A 16,870-nucleotide genomic window follows, 5' to 3' on the forward strand; every position below is an offset into this window, starting at 1 on the left:
CACCTACCCTGTGGATAGACCCCAAACACCGCCATCATTCCCGACATCGGCCTGCAAGAAGCCCTAGAGTAAAAGCCTAGGGGAATCGGGTGGATGTCGAGCAAGCCTAGTCATTGCGTCGTGTTGTGCACGCTGCTGGCTGTTGCCGGCTGCACGTCTTCGCCGGGCAAGGATTTTTTCACCGAGACCATCGACAGCCTGCATGCCAAGAACTCGCCGTTACGGGCGGGATATACAGGGCCGGCCACCGTCACCTCGGCGCAGAGTGCGGCACAGCGCTTCAACGGCGCGCAGTATCAGGGCTCGGGCCAGTTCGTGTCGTCGGGCGCGCCGGTCACCAAGGTGACCAGCGACGGCGCCGGCAAGTTCGAGCTCAATCTGGTCAATGCGCCGATTGCCGACGCGGCCAAGGCGGTGCTGGGCGATGCGCTGCACCTCAACTACATCGTCGACCCGCGCGTGCAAGGCACGGTGACGCTGCAGACCTCGCAGCCGGTGTCGCAGGATGCGCTGGTCGACATCCTGCAATCGGCGCTGGCTGTAAACGCCGCCGGCATCACCAGCCGCGGCGGCACCTACCAGATCGTGCCGCTGTCGGAGATCATGGCCTCGACGCCGCCGGTCAGCGTGCCGTCGACCTCGCCCTCCGGCCCCGGCGTCAAGGTGCAGGTGCTGCAGCTGCAATTCATCGCCGCCGACGAGATGAAGACCATTCTCGAACCGATCACCCGCCAGGGCTCGGTGCTGCGCGTCGATTCCACCCGCAACATCATCACGGTCGCCGGCAGCGACAGCGACCTCAATGCCATCCGGGAAGCGGTTTCGGTGTTCGATGTCGACTGGATGCGCGGCATGTCGGTGGCGCTGCACCCGTTGAAGACCTCCAAGCCGGAAGCGGTCGCCGCCGAGCTCGATTCGATCTTCGGCACCAAGGACGGGCCTGGCGCCAAGCTCATCCAGTTCATCCCCAATGACCGGCTGAATTCGGTGCTGGTGATCACCTCGCGCCCGGCCTATCTGGCGCGCGCCTCGACCTGGATCAACAAGCTCGACAGGCTGGCCGAGACCAATGAAAGCCAGCTCTTCGTCTACCAGATCCAGAACCGGCCGGCCAAGGAACTGGCCGCGGTGCTGAGCTCGGTTCTCGGCACCACGGTGAAGACCGAAGGCGGATCGGGCGGCACGAACGTGTCGCCCAACCAGACGCCGATCGCCATGCAGTCGGATGGCGTCACGCCGGCGCCATTGACAGGCCCCTCGCCGTCCATGCCCGAAATGCAGGATGGACAGCCGCCCGCGCACGCCACGGTGGTCGCCGATGTCGAGAACAATGCGCTGCTGATCCAGACCACGGCGCGCGACTATGAGCGCATCGAGCAGATCTTGTCCAAGGTCGACGTGCTGCCGACGCAAGTCATGCTGGAAGCCGTCATCGCCGAGGTGACGCTCAACGACGATCTGAAATACGGCCTGCGCTGGTTCTTCGAAAATGGCGGCACCAAGATCTCGCTGTCGGACGTGGCCAAGGGCGCCGCCGCGGCCGCGCTCCCCGGCTTCAGCTGGAGCTATGCGACCGACAACATCCAGGTGACGCTGAACGCGCTGTCCAGCATCACCGACGTCAATGTCATCTCGGCGCCGACGATCATGGCGCTGAACAACCAGAAGGCGGTCTTGCAGGTCGGCGACCAGGTGCCGATCGCCACCCAGCAACAGCAGGACACGACGACCGGCAACGCGCCGATCATCAACTCGATCCAGATGAAGGATACCGGCGTCATCCTGACGGTGACGCCACGCATCAATGCTGCCGGCAGGGTCATGCTCGACATCGAGCAGGAGGTCAGCAATGTGACGAAGACGACCAGTTCCGGCATCGATTCGCCGACCATCCAGCAGCGCAAGATCCAGACGCGGGTGCTGGTCAATGACGGCGAAAGCCTGGCGCTGGGCGGCCTGATCCAGCAGCGCAACAATGTCGACCGGACCCAGATGCCGATCCTTGGCGACATCCCGATCATCGGCAATGCGTTCAAGCAGAAAGACGACAGTATCGGACGAACCGAACTGATCATCTTCATCCGGCCGCATGTCGTGCGCGATATCAATGAAGCGCGCGAGGTGACGGACGAATTCCGCGGCAAGATCAGCCTGCAGACGCCGATCCAGAAGCGGCGCGGCGGCACCAAGCTGCAGCAGGATCTGAAGAGGCTGGCGTATTGACGATGGCTGCGCACCCCTCTCTCGTGCTGGCTGCGACGATCGCGCTGATGACCGTTCTCTGCGCCATTGCGATCGCCGATTTCCGCCGGCAGATCATCCCGGACGGGCTCAACCTGGCGCTGGCCGGCATCGGCCTGTTCTATCAGGCGGCCGACGCCGCCGGTCTGCCGCTGCACCTGCTGTTTGCCGCCGTGACGTTCGCCGCTGCCTGGCTGCTGCGGCGCGGCCATTTCCTCCTGACCGGCCGGATCGGCCTTGGCCTCGGCGACGTCAAGATGCTGGCGGCCGCTTCATGCTGGATCAGCCCGCTGCTCCTGCCGGTGCTGCTGTTCATCGCCAGCGCCAGCGCTCTTTTGTTCGTCGGCGGGCAGATGGTCGCGACAGGGCCGGCGGCAGCGCGGGCCCGCGTCGCCTTCGGCCCGTTTATCGCCATCGGCCTCGGCTCCAGCTGGGCGCTGGAGCAATTTGCAGGTCTAGACATGGGACTGCTCTGATGATGCGCTTTCTTCAACCCTCCGAAAGATCCCACCGTAGACGCGATGATAGCGAAAGCGGCTTCACGCTGGTCGAGCTTCTGGTCGTGCTCGCCATCATCGCGCTGATCGCGACGCTCGCGGCACCGCAGGTGCTGCGCTATCTCGGCGCGGCCAGGACCAATGCGGCCAAGGCGCAGATCCGCAACATCGAAAGCGCGCTTGAGCTCTACTATGTCGACAATGCGAAATACCCGACCGATGAAGAAGGGCTCAATGCCCTGGTCGCGCAGCCTGCCGGCGAGGCGCGCTGGAACGGGCCGTATCTCAAAGGAAACACCGGCCTGAAGGATCCATGGGGCAGGCCTTACACCTACGAAGTGAAGGCCGATGCCAGCGGCGTGGTCATCCGCACCCTTGGCAAGGACGGCAAACCCGACGGAATCGGCGAAGACCAGGACGTCACCAACTGACGCTGCCCGGATTCGGCTGGGACAGGGGCGCGCTGCTCAGTTCGTGCGCGGCACCTGGGCATTTGCCAGATCGAGGCGGGCAAAACCTCGCGATGAATAGGCCGCGCCATCGCGCACAACCGAGACGGTGAAACGCACGGCAGCAGGCAGCCGCCGTGGCGCATTCCAGACCGGCAGCCACGATGGCGATGCCTGCGTGCTGTCGAGATATTCGAATTTCATCGCGCTCACGGCGCCGATCAGCCGCACCGGTTCGCTCGACACCGATGCGCCGGGTTTGCTGCCGCGCCGCGTTTTCTGGACGATCGCCAGAGCACCTCCCGACTGGCCACCATCGCCAAGCGAAACGAGGATTTCACGCAATGCGGAGGATTTGAAGCCGATCGCCTGAACGGCATTGAATTCGATCCGGGCACCATCGCCGCTGAGATAAAGCACCTGGTCGGGCGATGATTTCGACAGAGGCAAGGGTTCGGCGTGGCTGATCGCGGTCTCGAGGAACCGCGACGCGGCATCGACCTCCATCTGGAACTCGGTTGCCTTTTCGATGCGCATCATCGTTCGCGCCTGGCCGAGAAAGACCATCATCAGCGATGAGATGACGCCGATCAGCGCCAGCCCCACCAGTACGTCGATGAGTGCAAAACCCGCCAGCGATGCCGAGGGTTCCGGACGCGACTTGCCGTCCGACGAAGCAGCGCCTGTAAGACGACGGCAAACGGCGCGGGCTTTCAGCCGTGCGCAGGACAACAGCCAGCTCATGGCGCAGCCGGGCCTTGCGCGGGCACGAAGGTCAGGAACGGTCCGCTTGGAAACGCTCCGCCCGGCTTCTCGATGAGAACGGCGGTCACTCTCGCCTTCGACACGTCTATCATGCGGGTCTTCAGGGTCCAGCCGGGCTGTGCCACGGTTTGCGCCCGCGCCTCGTAGTCGGCCAGCATGACGCGGACCGTTCTGGCCGCTTCGACCTGGCGCTTGGCGGCGGCAATGCTGCGGCTGGCCAGCACGATCGACTGGCTGGCGACGCCAAGCACGAGCGCCAGGATCGTCATGGCGACGATCATCTCCAGGATCGAGAAGCCATCTTCGGATGAGGATGGGGACGATGGCCCGGTCATGGCAATGTTCGCCATGTCGAAAGCCCTGTCAGCCAGTTGACCGCGATGCGCGCGGTCCGGCCTTTTTGCTGCAGCGCGATGTCCATGCCGGAAGCGCTGCCGTCGGGAAGGAAGGTCAGCACCGTCTGCCGGTCGGCGACCACAGTTTCCCGGCCAGTGATCACGGTCATTTTGACATCGTCCGGCAAGGCGACATTATCTCGTTCGCCGAAGCGGATGAGACGGGCACCCAGATCGACAACGACCTGCTTCGGCCGGGCGGTGGCGATTGCCGATGTGCGCGACAGGCGCAGCCGCATGGTGATCTCGCCGGCCACCGTCTCCAGGCTCCTGGTCCGATAGTGGCTGACCAGCCCCGGCGCGGCGATGGCCGCGACAAGGGCCATGATCGCCAGCACCACCAGCATTTCGACCAGGGTGAATCCGGCTGCTGGATCCGCCGGTGCGCTGGCTTGCCGCGCGGTCATTGCAGCGCCAGATCGTTGATGCTGAGGATCGTCGTCATCACCGAAATGACCAGGCTGCCGACGAGAAAGCCGAGCGAAATCGTCAGCGCCGGCGTCAACAGCTTCAGCACAGTGTCGATCCGCCGCGTCAGCGTCAGCTGAAGCATTTTCGCGGCGCGATCCAGCACCACGGGAAGCGCATTGGCCTCTTCGCCAAGCGAGACCAGCGACATTGTCGCGTGGCCGAAAATCCCCGCCTTGACGATCGCGCTGTGCAGGCGGGCGCCATTGGCGACGTTTTCCTCGATCGTTGCAAAGCTTGCCGCCAATGAACTCTGCCGGGAAACATTGGCGGCGAGGCCAAGCGCCTCGGTCATCGCCACGCCATTGCCGAGCAGCAGCGCAAGCGTTTCGAGATAGCGCGCGACCACGGCATCCCTGACCAGCGCGCCGATCAGCGGGATCTTCAACAGCCAGCGCGAGAGTTGTCTTCTGGCGCCAGCGGAACGGGACACCAGAAGATAGCAAAGCAGGCCGAGGACCGCCGCCAGCGGGAAAACGAAGGGGTAGTCGCGGAACACCGTGCCGAAGGCCGACAGCACTGTCATGGTGAACGGCTTGGGGGCGGATGAGCCTTCGAAGATCGGCTCCAGCGCCGGCACCAGGACGGTTGCCAGAATGACCAGCGCCCCGCTCATCACCAGCAGCAGGAAGGCCGGATAGGCCAGCGCCTCGCCGATTGCCGCGCGGCGCTTGGCCGTCGCCTCGAACGTGTCCGCGAGCCGCTGGCAGATATAGGCCATCTTGCCGCTGCGCTCGCCGCTGGCAAGCAGGGCGGCAATATCCGGGGTGATGCCCGGCAGGCTGGCGAAGGCCTCGGCGATCGGCCGGCCACCGGTCGTCAGATCGAGCACCGATTGCAGTTGCTGGCGCCGCTGCCGGTTGGCTTCGCCGGAGATGACCGCACCCAAGGCGCGGTCGACCGTGAAGCCGGCATTCAGAAGCACCGAGAGTTCGGAGAACAAGCGGCTGAGGTCGACCTTTCTGGTAAAAGTCAGCGCGCTGCGCCCCGGCAGGCGAAGCTGCGGCCTTTCGCTGTTCACGGGCGCAAGATGGTAGGACCGGCGACCCTGCTGCGCCAGTTTGCGGGCGGCGTCCTGTTTGGTCGACGCATCGAGGACGCCGGCCTCCGTCGAGCCGTCGGCCAGGTAGGCGCGATAGGCAAAGGCCGGCATCAGTCGCCTCCCGCGAGATCGATGACACGGCGGACTTCGTCCATCGTGGTGACCTGCGATCGCGCAAGCGCGGTTGCGTGGGCCGACATCGGCACGAGGTCGTCCTCGGCGGCTATGCGGCCGATCTCCATTTCGCCGGCGCCCTGGTCGATAAGCTCGGCGATGCGCGGCGACACTTGCAGCATTTCATAGGTCACCGTGCGGCCGCTGTAGCCGGAGCCGTTGCAGGTGCGGCAGGCCGGGCCGGCCTGCACCGCACCGCGGCAGGTCGGGCAGACGCAGCGCAACAGCCGCTGGGCGATGACGCCGCGGATGGTCGCGCCGAGCAGATAGCCATCGATGCCCATGTCGCGAAGACGCGTCAGCGCGCCTGCGGCACTGTTGGTGTGCAGCGTCGAGAACACGAGATGGCCGGTGAGTGCCGCCTGAACCGCGACCTGCGCCGTCTCGCGGTCGCGGATTTCGCCGAGCAGGATGATGTCGGGATCCTGCCGCAGGATCGAGCGCAAAGCGGCGGCAAAGTCGAGGTCGATCGCTGGATTGACCTGCAACTGGGTGATACCGGCCATGCGGTATTCGACCGGATCCTCGACCGTGAAGATCTTGACGTCCGGCCGCGAACGCTCGGCCAGGATGGAATAGAGCGTCGTCGTCTTGCCGCTGCCGGTCGGTCCGGTGATCAGCACGATACCGTTGGCGGCTTGCGACATGTTGCGGATCTTCGCTTGCGCGGCACCGTCGAAGCCGAGTTTCTCCAGTTTCAGTTCAACGCCGGAGCGATCGAGAATGCGAAGCACGATGGCCTCGCCGTGGATGGAGGGAATGACCGAGACGCGTAGGTCGACATCCCTGCCGCGCACGGCAATGCGCATGCGTCCGTCCTGCGGCAGGCGCCGTTCGGCAATGTTGAGCCGCGACAGGATCTTGATGCGGGTGGAGATGCCCGACAGCATCGCGATCGACGCGGTGTCGACGGTGGACAGCATGCCATCATGCCTGAAGCGGATGCGGACGTGATCCTCGAGCGGCTCGATGTGGATGTCGGTGGCTCTTGCGTCGACCGCCTTGTGGATGGTCTCGGCGACGAAGCGCACGATCGGCGCCTCACGGGCAAAATCCTTCAACCGCTCGAGGTCGTCGGGGCCGAAATCCAGGGTTTCGCCGCTGCCGCCGCCATTCGAAACGGTCGCCAAGGCCGATTGCTCGATGCGATCGATGTGTTCGGCGATCATGCGCCTTGGCAAGATGCGCAGCGCCAGCGTTCGCTCATAGTGGAAGGCCAGTGCGTCGATGTTGGCCGAGGAGAAAGGATCGGCGACGGCGACGACCAGCCGCTCGGCGTCCATCTGCAGCGGCAGGATGGCGTTTTCCCTGAGATAGGCCAGCGGCACCCTTGCCAGCATTTCGGGGCTGATCTGTTCAGGAATCTCGACCGGCATCGGTGCTTCGAGGTAGCGGCTGAGGCTGTTGGCAAGCTCCTGCTCACCGATCAGCCCGAGTTCGGTCATCACCGTATCGAACGGATGCCCCGATGTTCGCGACGCCCCGAGCGCGCGTTGGGCGGCATGCGCGGTCAGCACTTTCTCGCCCTCGAGAAAGGCGAGAAATGCTTCTATCCCCTTTGTCTGGACGGAAGCGTTCATGAGCTCCATCCTCGCAGAATCTGCGCCGCCTCCGTGCCGAACAGCACTTCGCAGTCGGCGGTACCGGAAACGGCCGGGACTGTGCCGGCTTCGGTGGCCGGGCTTCGGGCGACGCGGGAGAATGCCGCGCCTGTCGCAGATTTTTCGATGATGAACCCGGCCTCGCCCGCGATCCCGGAGCCGTCCCGTCTCACCACCACGTCGACCGTGTAGGCCGATGGGTCGGCAGAGGCTTGAACGACCGAAGCGCTGGAGCCACCGGCAAGGGCCGCGCGGAGACGGCTTGGCGCATGGTCGGCGCTGATCGTGCCACGCTTCGAGTTGACCGTGAAAACACCATTCAGGGTCTGCAGTTGTATCGACGACAGGGCCGAAAACTCCTGCAGTTCGGACACCGATTCGAACGGCGCCTGCTTGTCTTCCGGCGGTCCGACGGCGCTTCTGGATTGCGGCAAGCCGGCGAACAGCTTGGCACTGTCGCGAAACCGGATCGCGGCCCTGGCCAGTTCATCCGATGACTGCTGCTGAAAGCCGAGCGCTGCAAAGCCAAGCCCCAACAAACGGTCATCGGCAGCGTTGAGATCGATCAGTCCACCATGATCCTGGACACGCACATTGAAACTGAATGCCCCGACCGGCACGCTGTCGGCGTGGAATCCAGCGGAAACTTTTTTGCGCCCTCGCCTCCGGTCAATGCGCTGGCAACCACATTGCCGAGGCCTTCGGCAAGCAGCGACAGGCGCTCCTGCTCGACCTCGTTGTTGGCGATCATCAACCGCGTTTTGGCCGTGATGGCAAAGGGAACGACGATCGCCGAGACGATCAGCATGAACACCAGCACGGCAACCAGCGAAAAGCCGCTGCGCGCGCTTTCGTCTCCCCCGCTGGTGTTTACGCTGCCATGGGGTGCGCGGTCGCTCATAATTGCGGGGCATCCGGGTTAGGCAGGACATTCTTCCAGGGCGGATAAAGCGGGATGCGCGCCACCTTGCCATCCCGCTCCAGCACGGCCTGATCCTTGTCGATCGCCGACAGCGTCCAGCCGTCGACGGTCTCGCCACTACCATACCAGAGCGCGGTCTCGCTGCCGGCGACGCGCAGCAGGGCCTTCGCCGCTCCGCCATGAATGCTGATGCCCAGCAGCGATGGGGCGACGGCCGGTGCGGCTTCGGGTGGCGCCGGCGCCGGCTCGACCGGGGCGACGGCAACCTCAACTGGCGGTGGTGCGACCGGCGGGGGCACGAATTTCCGGCGTGTCGGCGTGAACAGCGGACGCTGGAACGTCTCGCTGAAATCGCCGGCTTCGGGAAATTGCAGCGATCCCGCCGCTGAGGTCGGGCCGCCATCATGCCCTTTGCCGGAGGCGACCGGCGTGATGTCGACAGGCGTGTCGTAAAGCGCGACATTGATCAGGGCGAGGGCCGCGATCACAGCCGCAATCGCCAGGCCTGCGAATTTCCCGGTCATGGTTTGGCCCCGCTTGGCGCGACTTGCGTCTGCAGCGGGCCGTAGAACAGGAGCTCGGCAAAGATCTCCGGATCGCCGGTGCGCCCGGCGGCCGGCCCGACATCGGTTGTGCGCAAGGTGGCCTCGCGAATGAACAGCACCGGCAGCGATGTTTCGATAGCGAGAATGGCGTTGTGGATGCCCTCCAGCGACCCTGAAAGGTTTGCTCTCAGGCCGATGAAATCGACGCCGCCTTCGCTCAGCGCCGGGGCATTGCCGGCCGAGAGAACGCTGACCCCGTTGGCGGCGGCAATCGCGTTCAGCCTGGTCTGCAGCCCGCCGCGGATGATCGCTTCGCTGCCACCGGTGAGAAACTCGGGATTGGCCGCCGCCTCAGGACTGGCGGCGCTGTCGAGGCGCTTTGCCAGCGCGGCCACGCTCTGCAGCTGGCCGAGAAGCTCGCGTTTTTCCTCGATCCCGGCCTGTGCGGAGGCGACGCTGTCGAACGCCGCGAACACCACCCAGGCAAGCACACAGGCCGTGACCACGGCGAGCGCCAGCGCGATCAGGCGGCGGATCGTCGGCCTTGTGTCGAGGATGGCGGAGAGCATCGTCAGAGCGCTCCGATCTTTGCCGAAATGGTGAAATGCTCGCCATCCTGACCGGGAACCTTGACCACCGGTGACGCGAATTCAGGCGCCGAAAACAGCGGCGAGGCGTCGATCGGCTGGATCAGTTCGGCAGCCGAGGTGGAATAGCCGGATATGGTCAGATCGTCGCCCTTGGCCGACAGATCGGTCAGCCAGGCGGTGTCGGGCAGCAGATGCGTCAGCTCGGCCCAGACGCGCACCAGCGACGCCGTCGTCTTCTTTTCCTGACGGATCTTTTCGATCCGTTCGATGCCGGCCTGGCGCTTCTGCAGCGAGGTGCGCGCCGCCTTGGCCAGCACCTGCGCATTGGCGATCTGCGTGTCCAGTTCGGCCTCCGCCTGCCAGGCGCGCCAATGCGCATGCGCGAAGGTCACCAGCACGGCTCCGGCCAGGATCGACAGGGCCGTAATCCCTGCGGTCCTGGCACGCCGGTCACGCGCCGTCGGCGGCCAGATCGCGGCGAGGCTGAGCGGATCGGCACGCAGCGTGCCGGCCGGCTGCGACAGCGACAGGCAGCGGACCGAGCCACCGGCCCGGCGAACCGCGTCCAGCACGGCGGCAAGCGTCTTCGTCTTGACGACATGGTAGGCGCTGTCTTCTTCCGCCGTTGCGGCGAAGACGACATGCACCTGCGCCGGGTCGATCGGCGTCGCGGCCAGAAGGTCGAGTTCGGCCATGTCGCGCGCCTGTCGAACCGGCAGCCGCCGCGCTGCCAGGTGCCGGGTCAGGAACAGGCCGGGCTGGATCGCAATATCGAAGCTAGGCCGCCTGCGCCGGGCTCCGCCCTGGAGCAGTGCCAGGATCTCGTCCGAGGAGGCCGTGAGCGCCAAGGGGATCGACTGGAATTCCGGCGCATTGGCCTCGCGCACGCGAATGCCGTCATCCGCCAGGCTGACGATCCAGTCGGCGGAGGAAGATTGCTTCCGCCTGGGTGTAAGCCGCGTCCAGACCCCTCGCAGCTCGTCGAGCCACCAGTCGAAAAAATCCAGAACCTGCGCGTTGAGTGTCGCCACAATCAACCACCCGCCACCCCGGCTGATTCTCGGCCGGGGTTTCCGGGGCGAGACTACTACAGATGGTGGTGTGATGCGGATATTTGCGAAGGGGCGGGAGGGGGATTAGCCACAGCTTTTGTGGGCCGATCTCTCTACCTTTCGCATGGCGTCGAAAGCCGCGGCCACGGCAGCCGGCCCTTCCACCGGCCTCAGATCAACGATGACCGGGTGAATATGACAAAAAGTGCACTGTCACCGTAATTCCGTAATTCCCTGATGTCGCGGTCTAAACCCAAAATCAGTGAAATTTCCAACGAGAAATGGACACTGTCCCATTGCGACCGAGCCAAACAACTCTTGTCGCAGACGTCTGTAATTCTAGCAACTCCAGGTTTGCATAAGACACCGTACGAGGTGCCGTTCGAATTACGGTGACAGTGCTGGACTGCACCCCGAGGGTGAGACACGGTAATTTCTGTGACAGGTTGTTTTCATTTAGAGTTTAGGGCTAGCGCGAAGTTGGCTTCGAATTCAAGCGGCGGGCAGTAACCGAGGGCGGAGTGGAGGCGCTCGGTGTTGTAAATGGTGTCGATGAAGACGCTGATGAAACGTCTTGCGTGCTCGATGTTCTTGAAGCGGCGTCCGTCGACTTCTTCGGTCTTGAGGGTCTTCATGAAACTCTCGGCTTTGGCATTGTCATAGGGATTGCCGGGCCTGCTCATGCTGACGGTGATGTCGTGGCCAGCGAGGCGCTGGCGATAATCGGTCGAAGCATATTGCACGCCACGATCAGAATGATGAATGAGGCTGGCGGGTCTGGGCTTGCGATCGGCAAGTGCGTGCTCCAACGCTGCCACGGCAAGGGAGGCATCGAGGTTGGGAGCCAGCGCCCAGCCCACGACCTTGCGCGAGAAGCCGTCGAGAATGACGGCGAGATAGGCGAAGGCCTCGCGCAGGCGAATATAAGTGATATCCGCCACCCAGATCTGGTCCGGCCCCGAAGGCACCAGGCCACGCAACAGATTGGGCACAATGAGAAAGCCATGGCGGCTGTCCGAAGTGGGTGGCGCAAAAGGCTTGCGGCGCATCGCGATCAGGTTGTCCTCGCGCATAAGCCGCTGAACCCGCTTGGCATTTACAACCATGCCTGAACGCCTGAGCACGGCCGTGATACGGCGGTAGCCATAGAACCGGTGGCGCAGGCTGAGTAATTGGATATGGCTCGTCAGTTCTACATCGGCTTCGCGCGGGGCACGGGCCTCGAAGCGGCGATAATAACTCGCCCGGGACACGCCGGCGAGTTTGCACAGATGCTGAACGTCAACTTTGCCGGCGTCAGATGCCGTCATGGCTTCGATGACTTCCGTGAGACGGGCGCGATTGAGCCTTGCCGATCCGCCGCGTCCAAGGCGCGCAAGGCTTTGTGAAAAAAATCGATATCGAGCGCCTGTTGTCCGATCTTGCGTTCAAGCTCGGCGATCTTCACGCGCGCCTTGGCCAGTTCGCCGCTGCTGCCTTTTGCCGCCGGTTCAGCCAACGGGCGTAACTTACGCCGACCGGGTTTGGGACCGCGCTTACGGTTCAATCCCGCAGGCCCATGCAGCTCCCACGCCTTGCGCCAGTCATGCAGAAGTTTGCGTGAAACGCCGAGTTCGCGGGCCAAAGGCAACACGGCCTCGCCCGCCTCAAGCCGCTTGATCGCCGCTAACTTAAATGCCGTCGGAAACGTTCTGAACGTCATTCTGTCTGTCATAGGTCATCCTCCAGGATAACCTGTCACAGAAATTACCGTGTCTCACCCTCGGGGTGCAGTCCAGTGCACCAATTTTTCCTCGCCCGTTGGCGCGCTGTGTCACGCGGTGCGGTAGTGCGGGAACGACAATGCGAGCCAGGCGGGCCACTCGGTCAATCTACACGCTGCGGCGGCCAGGCGAATAGCGATCAAAGTGCACTGTCACCATTCGGTCAGAGCGCGTCGTAAACGGCGTCGATCAACACCTTGCGGCGTGGGTCCAAATCGTCAAAACCCAGCATGCGGTTGGTGACATAGCCGAACCCGACGCCGGCACCCGGATCGGCGAAACCGATGGCGCCGCCCCAGCCGGTGTGGCCGAACGTTTGCGGCGATGCGCGGCCGGCATAGACCGGATCCTCCATCTGATAGCCGGCAGAAAAGGCCGTTGGAACTGCAAAGCTGTCATCCATGCCGCGAAAGCGGAGGCGCGCTGCTTCCCCTATCGCCGCGCGACCGATCAGAGCTTTGCCCTCCCAAATCCCGCCAGCTGCCATCATGCCGTATATGCGTGCCAGTGCGTGCGCCGTCGACTGGCCATTGCCGCCCGGCACTTCGGCGGCGCGCCAGACGCGGTCGTTGGGGGCCAATGCACGGGGCGGCGGATTGTCGCTAGCGTGAGGAAATGGCGAGGCGCGGACAAACTCGACCCAGTCCGAAGCCCTGGGGCCCTCGATCATCTCGGCGACCCTGGAATCCTCGCGGTCCGGCAGACCGACATGAAAATCGGCTGCAAGCGGGCCGGCGATCTCTTCCGCGATGAAGCGGCCGATGCTCCGCCCGTCGACGCGTCGCAGCACTTCGCCAGCAAGATGGCCGTAGGTAAGCGCGTGATAGATACAGCGGCTGCCGGGCTCCCAGAGGGGCGACATGGCCGCAAGCGCGTCGACAAAAGGCGTCCACGCGAGCAGACCCGCTTCGTCCATCGGCACGGCAAGGCCATTCAGCCCGGCCTGGTGCGACATCACCTGATCAAGCGTGATGCGCTCCTTGCCGCCGGCGGCGAATTCCGGCCAGTAGCGGGCAATTGGCGCGGCATAGTCCAGTCTGCCGCGCTCCACCAACATCGCGATCGCCAGCGCCACGACGCCCTTGGTGGAAGACCAGACATTGATCAGCGTGTCCTGCCGCCAAGGGCGGGTTCGCGCGGCATCCGCGTGACCGCCCCACAGGTCAACGACAGTCTTGCCGTGGACGACGACGGATACGCCACCGCCATGTTCCAGCCCTTGGTCGAAACACGCGGCGAATGCTTCGCGTACGCCGGCGAAGCGCGGATCGCAGATACCATCTATGTTCATGCGCGAATTCTCACCAAGTGCGAAAGTGACAGATACCACCGTTGAGACCATTCTCGCCTGGCGGGAACTCGCCAGTCCAGCGAACTGCCGACGCTTGAGAAGGCGGGCTCTGACTACTGCTTCACCGAGGTGGAGGTGCCCCAGGTATCCGACAGCACGTAGCCCTGGGGATAAGGATCGGTCGGATCGAGATAGTAGCTGTGCTCACCGGTGATCCAGGCCCGGCCGGTGATCTCCGGAACGATCGCCTTGCGGGCACCGATTTCCGTCAGCTCCACAATCCGACCCGTGAAGCGCGAGCCGATGATCGATTCATGGATCAACACGTCGCCAACGCCCATCAAGCCCCGGGCTTGCAGCACGGCCATGCGGGCCGACGTGCCGGTTCCGGTCGGGCTGCGGTCCGAGCGCCCCGGCGAGACGATGCAGGTGTTGCGCGTGACATTGCCCGGCCCCTGGAACGGCATGGCGAACTGCACGATTGACACGCCGCGCACATGCTCGAATTCGGGATGGACGACATCGAGCTGCTCGCGCGCGGCCCGCCTTATCTTCTCACCGGCCACCGCCAGCTCGCGCGCCTCGTCGGGGGCGACCGAGAAGCCGAGCGCCTCGGCATCGACGATGGCGTAGAACATGCCGCCATAGGCGATGTCGACGGTGAGCGTGCCCAGCCCCTCGACCTCGATGGCAGCGTCGAGACGTTCGGCAAAGGCGGGCGCGTTGCGGAAGGTGATCGAGACGCATTTGCCGTCGCGGCATTCGGCGCGCACCTCGATGACGCCGCCCGGCATGTCGAGCTTGAAGCGCGTCTCGGGCTCCTGCATCGGCACCATGCCGGTCTCGAGCAGCACCGTGGCGATGCAGATCGTATTGGAACCGGACATCGGCGGATATTCCGTCGGCTCCATGATGATGGCGCCGGCGGCGCAATCCTCGCGCGTCGAGGGAACGAGCAGGTTGACGTGGCGCGCGACGCTGCCTCGCGGCTCGCAGATCAGCATGCGCCTGATATGGTCATGATCACGTTCCATCGTGATCATCTTCTCCATCATCGTGCGGCCCGCCGGCGGCAGGACACCGCCGACGATGACGTCGCCGATCTCCCCTTCGGCATGGCAGCCGACGACATGAATGCTGGTTTTGGTGCGCATTGTTGTTCCTGCGTTGGTCCCTGGCGGCCACGACTATTTTGCTTGGCAAGCCATGCCGCTCGGGACAAACTGGTCAATCTGCGTGCCAGCCTCAAGGAGAATCCGAAATGACCTCTAATGTTTTTTCCGGCTGCATGCCGGCGTTGATGACCCCGTGCACGCAGGACCGCCAGCCTGACTTCGACGCGCTGGTGCGCAAGGGACGCGAGTTGATCGCGGCCGGCATGTCGGCCGTCGTCTATTGCGGTTCGATGGGCGACTGGCCGCTGTTGACCGACGAGCAACGCATGGAGGGCGTCGAGCGCCTGGTGAAGGCCGGCGTACCGGTGATCGTCGGCACCGGCGCGGTCAACACCGCCAGGGCCGTGGCCCATGCGGCGCACGCCCAGAAGGTGGGTGCCCGGGGCCTGATGGTGATCCCGCGCGTTCTGTCGCGCGGGCCCTCGGTGACGGCACAGCGCAACCATTTCAAGGCGATCCTGGCGGCGGCGCCCGATCTGCCCGCGGTCATCTACAACAGCCCCTATTACGGCTTTGCCACACGCGCCGAGCTGTTCTTCGCCTTGCGCGCCGAACACCCGAACCTGGTCGGCTTCAAGGAGTTCGGCGGCCCGTCGGATCTGCGCTACGCGGCTGAAAACATCACCAGCCGCGACGATGAGGTGGCGCTGATGATCGGCGTCGACACTGCCGTCTTCCACGGTTTCGTCAATTGCGGCGCGTCCGGCGCCATCACCGGCATCGGCAACGTCCTGCCGAAGGAGGTGCTGCACCTTGTGGGCTTAAGCCAAGCCGCGGCCAAGGGCGACGTCGAGGCCCGCCAGCGCGCGCTGGAACTGGACGCCGCGCTCGCCGTGCTGTCCTCCTTCGACGAGGGCCCCGACCTGGTGCTCTATTTCAAGCACATGATGGTGCTGAAGGGCGCTCCCGAATATGAGCTGCACTTCAACGAGACGGACGTGCTGGGCGACAGCCAGCGCGGTTATGCCGAGGCGCAACTCAAACTGTTCGACAGCTGGTATACCCAGTGGTCGAGGCAACCCGGCGTGATTGCCAGATACGCAGCCTGACCCGGCAAGTGCGACAAGGCGGCCATAGTACGGCCGCCGGTCGCATTGCGGGGCTGAGCAGCGACTGTCTGATTTAGTGCCTGACCATCCCGGCGTCGACATTCAGCGTCTGGCCGGTGATCCAGCGCGCATCGTCGGAGGCCAGGAACGAAACCACATCGGCGATATGTTCCGGCTGGCCCTTGCCCTTCATCGCCTGCAGCATCTCGACGAAGCCGAACGCCTCATTGTGCGGGCTCGCCTTGACGCCGTCGCTCTCGATCAGGCCGGGCGTCACCGCATTGGCGGTGATGTTGTATTTGCCGAGCTCGGTGGCCAGCGCCCGGGTGAAGCCGATGACGCCGCCCTTGGCCGCGACATAGGCGGCCATGTTCGGTGTGCCGGCAAAGAAGGTGTTGGAGGCGATGCTGATCACCCGTCCGGCCTTGCCTGCCGCACGCATCTGGTCGGTGCCGGCGCGGGTGACGATGAAGGTGCCTGTCAGGTTGACGTCGATGATCTTGCGCCAATGGTCGAGGTCGACATCGTCCCAGGCGACGAACGGTACGATGCTGGCATTGTTGACCAGAATATCGATGCCACCGGTCAAGGCCTGGATTTCAGCGAAGAGTGCCTTGACCGATGCCGGATCGGAAATGTCGGCGGCGATCGCCCTCGCCTTTCCGCCGATCGCCGCGGCCGCCGCCTTGGCGCCTTCGGCATTGATGTCGCTGACGATGACGGTTGCCCCGTCGGCGGCCAGCCGCGCGGCGATCGCCTTGCCGATACCCTGCGCGGCGCCGGTAACCAGAGCCGTCTTTCCCGCAAGTCGTTCAGTCATGAAAATACTCCCTCAATCCGTGATCCAATGG

General features: G+C 64.3%; 19 protein-coding genes. 4 read left to right on the forward strand and 15 right to left on the reverse strand.

Translation table 11 applies throughout. The features are described from left to right. Positions 1–93: 93 nt before the first annotated feature. Genes gspD through gspG form a run of 3 tightly spaced genes read left to right on the forward strand, consistent with a single transcriptional unit; the run spans position 94 to position 3,169 of the window. Entirely contained in the window at positions 94–2,223 is a 2,130-nt protein-coding gene (gspD, locus tag AC0V7N_RS33990) for a type II secretion system secretin GspD (RefSeq protein ID WP_475453104.1), read from the forward strand. 2 nt (positions 2,224–2,225) lie between these two features. Further along, on the forward strand, positions 2,226–2,717 hold the full coding sequence (locus AC0V7N_RS33995) for a prepilin peptidase (protein ID WP_475453106.1): 492 nt from the start codon (positions 2,226–2,228) through the stop codon (positions 2,715–2,717). Further along, the gene (gene gspG, locus AC0V7N_RS34000) at positions 2,717–3,169 is read left to right on the forward strand and encodes a type II secretion system major pseudopilin GspG (RefSeq protein ID WP_475453108.1); all 453 of its coding nucleotides are present in this window, start codon (positions 2,717–2,719) and stop codon (positions 3,167–3,169) included. The genes AC0V7N_RS33995 and gspG overlap by 1 nt, the downstream gene beginning before the upstream one ends. Before the next feature lie 36 nt (positions 3,170–3,205). On the opposite strand, the gene AC0V7N_RS34005 is transcribed toward gspG, so the two are convergent. From AC0V7N_RS34005 to AC0V7N_RS34070, 14 genes are all read right to left on the reverse strand, one after another. Continuing rightward, the gene (locus AC0V7N_RS34005; RefSeq protein WP_475453110.1) at positions 3,206–3,931 is read right to left on the reverse strand and encodes a hypothetical protein; all 726 of its coding nucleotides are present in this window, start codon (positions 3,929–3,931) and stop codon (positions 3,206–3,208) included. Further along, the gene (locus AC0V7N_RS34010) at positions 3,928–4,302 is read right to left on the reverse strand and encodes a PulJ/GspJ family protein (RefSeq protein ID WP_475453112.1); all 375 of its coding nucleotides are present in this window, start codon (positions 4,300–4,302) and stop codon (positions 3,928–3,930) included. The genes AC0V7N_RS34005 and AC0V7N_RS34010 overlap by 4 nt, the downstream gene beginning before the upstream one ends. Then, positions 4,284–4,754, reverse strand: a complete 471-nt coding sequence (locus tag AC0V7N_RS34015; RefSeq protein ID WP_475453114.1) for a GspH/FimT family pseudopilin — start codon at positions 4,752–4,754, stop codon at positions 4,284–4,286. Before AC0V7N_RS34015 ends, AC0V7N_RS34010 begins: the two co-directional genes overlap by 19 nt. Then, positions 4,751–5,968: a type II secretion system F family protein gene (locus AC0V7N_RS34020; RefSeq protein WP_475453116.1), complete on the reverse strand. Its 1,218-nt coding sequence runs from the start codon at positions 5,966–5,968 to the stop codon at positions 4,751–4,753. Before AC0V7N_RS34020 ends, AC0V7N_RS34015 begins: the two co-directional genes overlap by 4 nt. Next, positions 5,968–7,611, reverse strand: coding sequence for a GspE/PulE family protein (locus AC0V7N_RS34025; RefSeq protein WP_475453118.1), 1,644 nt, complete (start codon positions 7,609–7,611; stop codon positions 5,968–5,970). Before AC0V7N_RS34025 ends, AC0V7N_RS34020 begins: the two co-directional genes overlap by 1 nt. Beyond that, positions 7,608–8,225 (reverse strand): hypothetical protein, encoded by a 618-nt coding sequence (locus AC0V7N_RS34030; protein WP_496627588.1) that lies wholly within the window; start codon positions 8,223–8,225, stop codon positions 7,608–7,610. The genes AC0V7N_RS34025 and AC0V7N_RS34030 overlap by 4 nt, the downstream gene beginning before the upstream one ends. Continuing rightward, on the reverse strand, positions 8,198–8,533 hold the full coding sequence (locus tag AC0V7N_RS34035; RefSeq protein ID WP_496627589.1) for a hypothetical protein: 336 nt from the start codon (positions 8,531–8,533) through the stop codon (positions 8,198–8,200). Before AC0V7N_RS34035 ends, AC0V7N_RS34030 begins: the two co-directional genes overlap by 28 nt. Continuing rightward, positions 8,530–9,078 (reverse strand): hypothetical protein, encoded by a 549-nt coding sequence (locus tag AC0V7N_RS34040; protein ID WP_475453122.1) that lies wholly within the window; start codon positions 9,076–9,078, stop codon positions 8,530–8,532. The genes AC0V7N_RS34035 and AC0V7N_RS34040 overlap by 4 nt, the downstream gene beginning before the upstream one ends. Next, a complete protein-coding gene (gene gspM, locus AC0V7N_RS34045) occupies positions 9,075–9,668 on the reverse strand; it encodes a type II secretion system protein GspM (RefSeq protein WP_475453124.1) in 594 nt (197 codons plus the stop codon). The genes AC0V7N_RS34040 and gspM overlap by 4 nt, the downstream gene beginning before the upstream one ends. A gap of 2 nt (positions 9,669–9,670) precedes the next feature. Further along, the gene (locus AC0V7N_RS34050; RefSeq protein WP_475453126.1) at positions 9,671–10,720 is read right to left on the reverse strand and encodes a PilN domain-containing protein; all 1,050 of its coding nucleotides are present in this window, start codon (positions 10,718–10,720) and stop codon (positions 9,671–9,673) included. Between the two features lie 473 nt (positions 10,721–11,193). Continuing rightward, positions 11,194–12,051, reverse strand: a complete 858-nt coding sequence (locus AC0V7N_RS34055) for an IS3 family transposase (protein ID WP_475450547.1) — start codon at positions 12,049–12,051, stop codon at positions 11,194–11,196. Then, on the reverse strand, positions 12,048–12,455 hold the full coding sequence (locus AC0V7N_RS34060) for a transposase (RefSeq protein ID WP_475450548.1): 408 nt from the start codon (positions 12,453–12,455) through the stop codon (positions 12,048–12,050). Before AC0V7N_RS34060 ends, AC0V7N_RS34055 begins: the two co-directional genes overlap by 4 nt. A gap of 212 nt (positions 12,456–12,667) precedes the next feature. Beyond that, on the reverse strand, positions 12,668–13,795 hold the full coding sequence (locus AC0V7N_RS34065; RefSeq protein ID WP_475453128.1) for a serine hydrolase domain-containing protein: 1,128 nt from the start codon (positions 13,793–13,795) through the stop codon (positions 12,668–12,670). Between the two features lie 113 nt (positions 13,796–13,908). Further along, positions 13,909–14,949, reverse strand: a complete 1,041-nt coding sequence (locus AC0V7N_RS34070; protein ID WP_475453130.1) for a proline racemase family protein — start codon at positions 14,947–14,949, stop codon at positions 13,909–13,911. 107 nt (positions 14,950–15,056) lie between these two features. On the opposite strand from AC0V7N_RS34070, the gene AC0V7N_RS34075 reads away from it, so the two are divergent. Continuing rightward, positions 15,057–16,019 (forward strand): dihydrodipicolinate synthase family protein, encoded by a 963-nt coding sequence (locus AC0V7N_RS34075; protein WP_496627590.1) that lies wholly within the window; start codon positions 15,057–15,059, stop codon positions 16,017–16,019. Between the two features lie 73 nt (positions 16,020–16,092). On the opposite strand, the gene pldH is transcribed toward AC0V7N_RS34075, so the two are convergent. After that, complete coding sequence (pldH, locus tag AC0V7N_RS34080; RefSeq protein ID WP_475453134.1) at positions 16,093–16,839, reverse strand: pyridoxal 4-dehydrogenase, SDR-type; 747 nt, start codon at positions 16,837–16,839, stop codon at positions 16,093–16,095. Positions 16,840–16,870: the final 31 nt, after the last annotated feature.

This window comes from Mesorhizobium kamtschaticum, from assembly GCF_056174585.1.

Bases quoted from the DNA above. Each gene is read 5' to 3' on its own strand.
- gspD (WP_475453104.1), top strand. From the start codon at position 94: ATGTCGAGCAAGCCTAGTCATTGCGTCGTGTTGTGCACGCTGCTGGCT.
- AC0V7N_RS33995 (WP_475453106.1), top strand. From the start codon at position 2,226: ATGGCTGCGCACCCCTCTCTCGTGCTGGCTGCGACGATCGCGCTGATG.
- gspG (WP_475453108.1), top strand. From the start codon at position 2,717: ATGATGCGCTTTCTTCAACCCTCCGAAAGATCCCACCGTAGACGCGAT.
- AC0V7N_RS34005 (WP_475453110.1), bottom strand. From the start codon at position 3,931: ATGAGCTGGCTGTTGTCCTGCGCACGGCTGAAAGCCCGCGCCGTTTGC.
- AC0V7N_RS34010 (WP_475453112.1), bottom strand. From the start codon at position 4,302: ATGGCGAACATTGCCATGACCGGGCCATCGTCCCCATCCTCATCCGAA.
- AC0V7N_RS34015 (WP_475453114.1), bottom strand. From the start codon at position 4,754: ATGACCGCGCGGCAAGCCAGCGCACCGGCGGATCCAGCAGCCGGATTC.
- AC0V7N_RS34020 (WP_475453116.1), bottom strand. From the start codon at position 5,968: ATGCCGGCCTTTGCCTATCGCGCCTACCTGGCCGACGGCTCGACGGAG.
- AC0V7N_RS34025 (WP_475453118.1), bottom strand. From the start codon at position 7,611: ATGAACGCTTCCGTCCAGACAAAGGGGATAGAAGCATTTCTCGCCTTT.
- AC0V7N_RS34035 (WP_496627589.1), bottom strand. From the start codon at position 8,533: ATGAGCGACCGCGCACCCCATGGCAGCGTAAACACCAGCGGGGGAGAC.
- AC0V7N_RS34040 (WP_475453122.1), bottom strand. From the start codon at position 9,078: ATGACCGGGAAATTCGCAGGCCTGGCGATTGCGGCTGTGATCGCGGCC.
- gspM (WP_475453124.1), bottom strand. From the start codon at position 9,668: ATGCTCTCCGCCATCCTCGACACAAGGCCGACGATCCGCCGCCTGATC.
- AC0V7N_RS34055 (WP_475450547.1), bottom strand. From the start codon at position 12,051: ATGACGGCATCTGACGCCGGCAAAGTTGACGTTCAGCATCTGTGCAAA.
- AC0V7N_RS34060 (WP_475450548.1), bottom strand. From the start codon at position 12,455: ATGACAGACAGAATGACGTTCAGAACGTTTCCGACGGCATTTAAGTTA.
- AC0V7N_RS34065 (WP_475453128.1), bottom strand. From the start codon at position 13,795: ATGAACATAGATGGTATCTGCGATCCGCGCTTCGCCGGCGTACGCGAA.
- AC0V7N_RS34070 (WP_475453130.1), bottom strand. From the start codon at position 14,949: ATGCGCACCAAAACCAGCATTCATGTCGTCGGCTGCCATGCCGAAGGG.
- AC0V7N_RS34075 (WP_496627590.1), top strand. From the start codon at position 15,057: ATGACCTCTAATGTTTTTTCCGGCTGCATGCCGGCGTTGATGACCCCG.
- pldH (WP_475453134.1), bottom strand. From the start codon at position 16,839: ATGACTGAACGACTTGCGGGAAAGACGGCTCTGGTTACCGGCGCCGCG.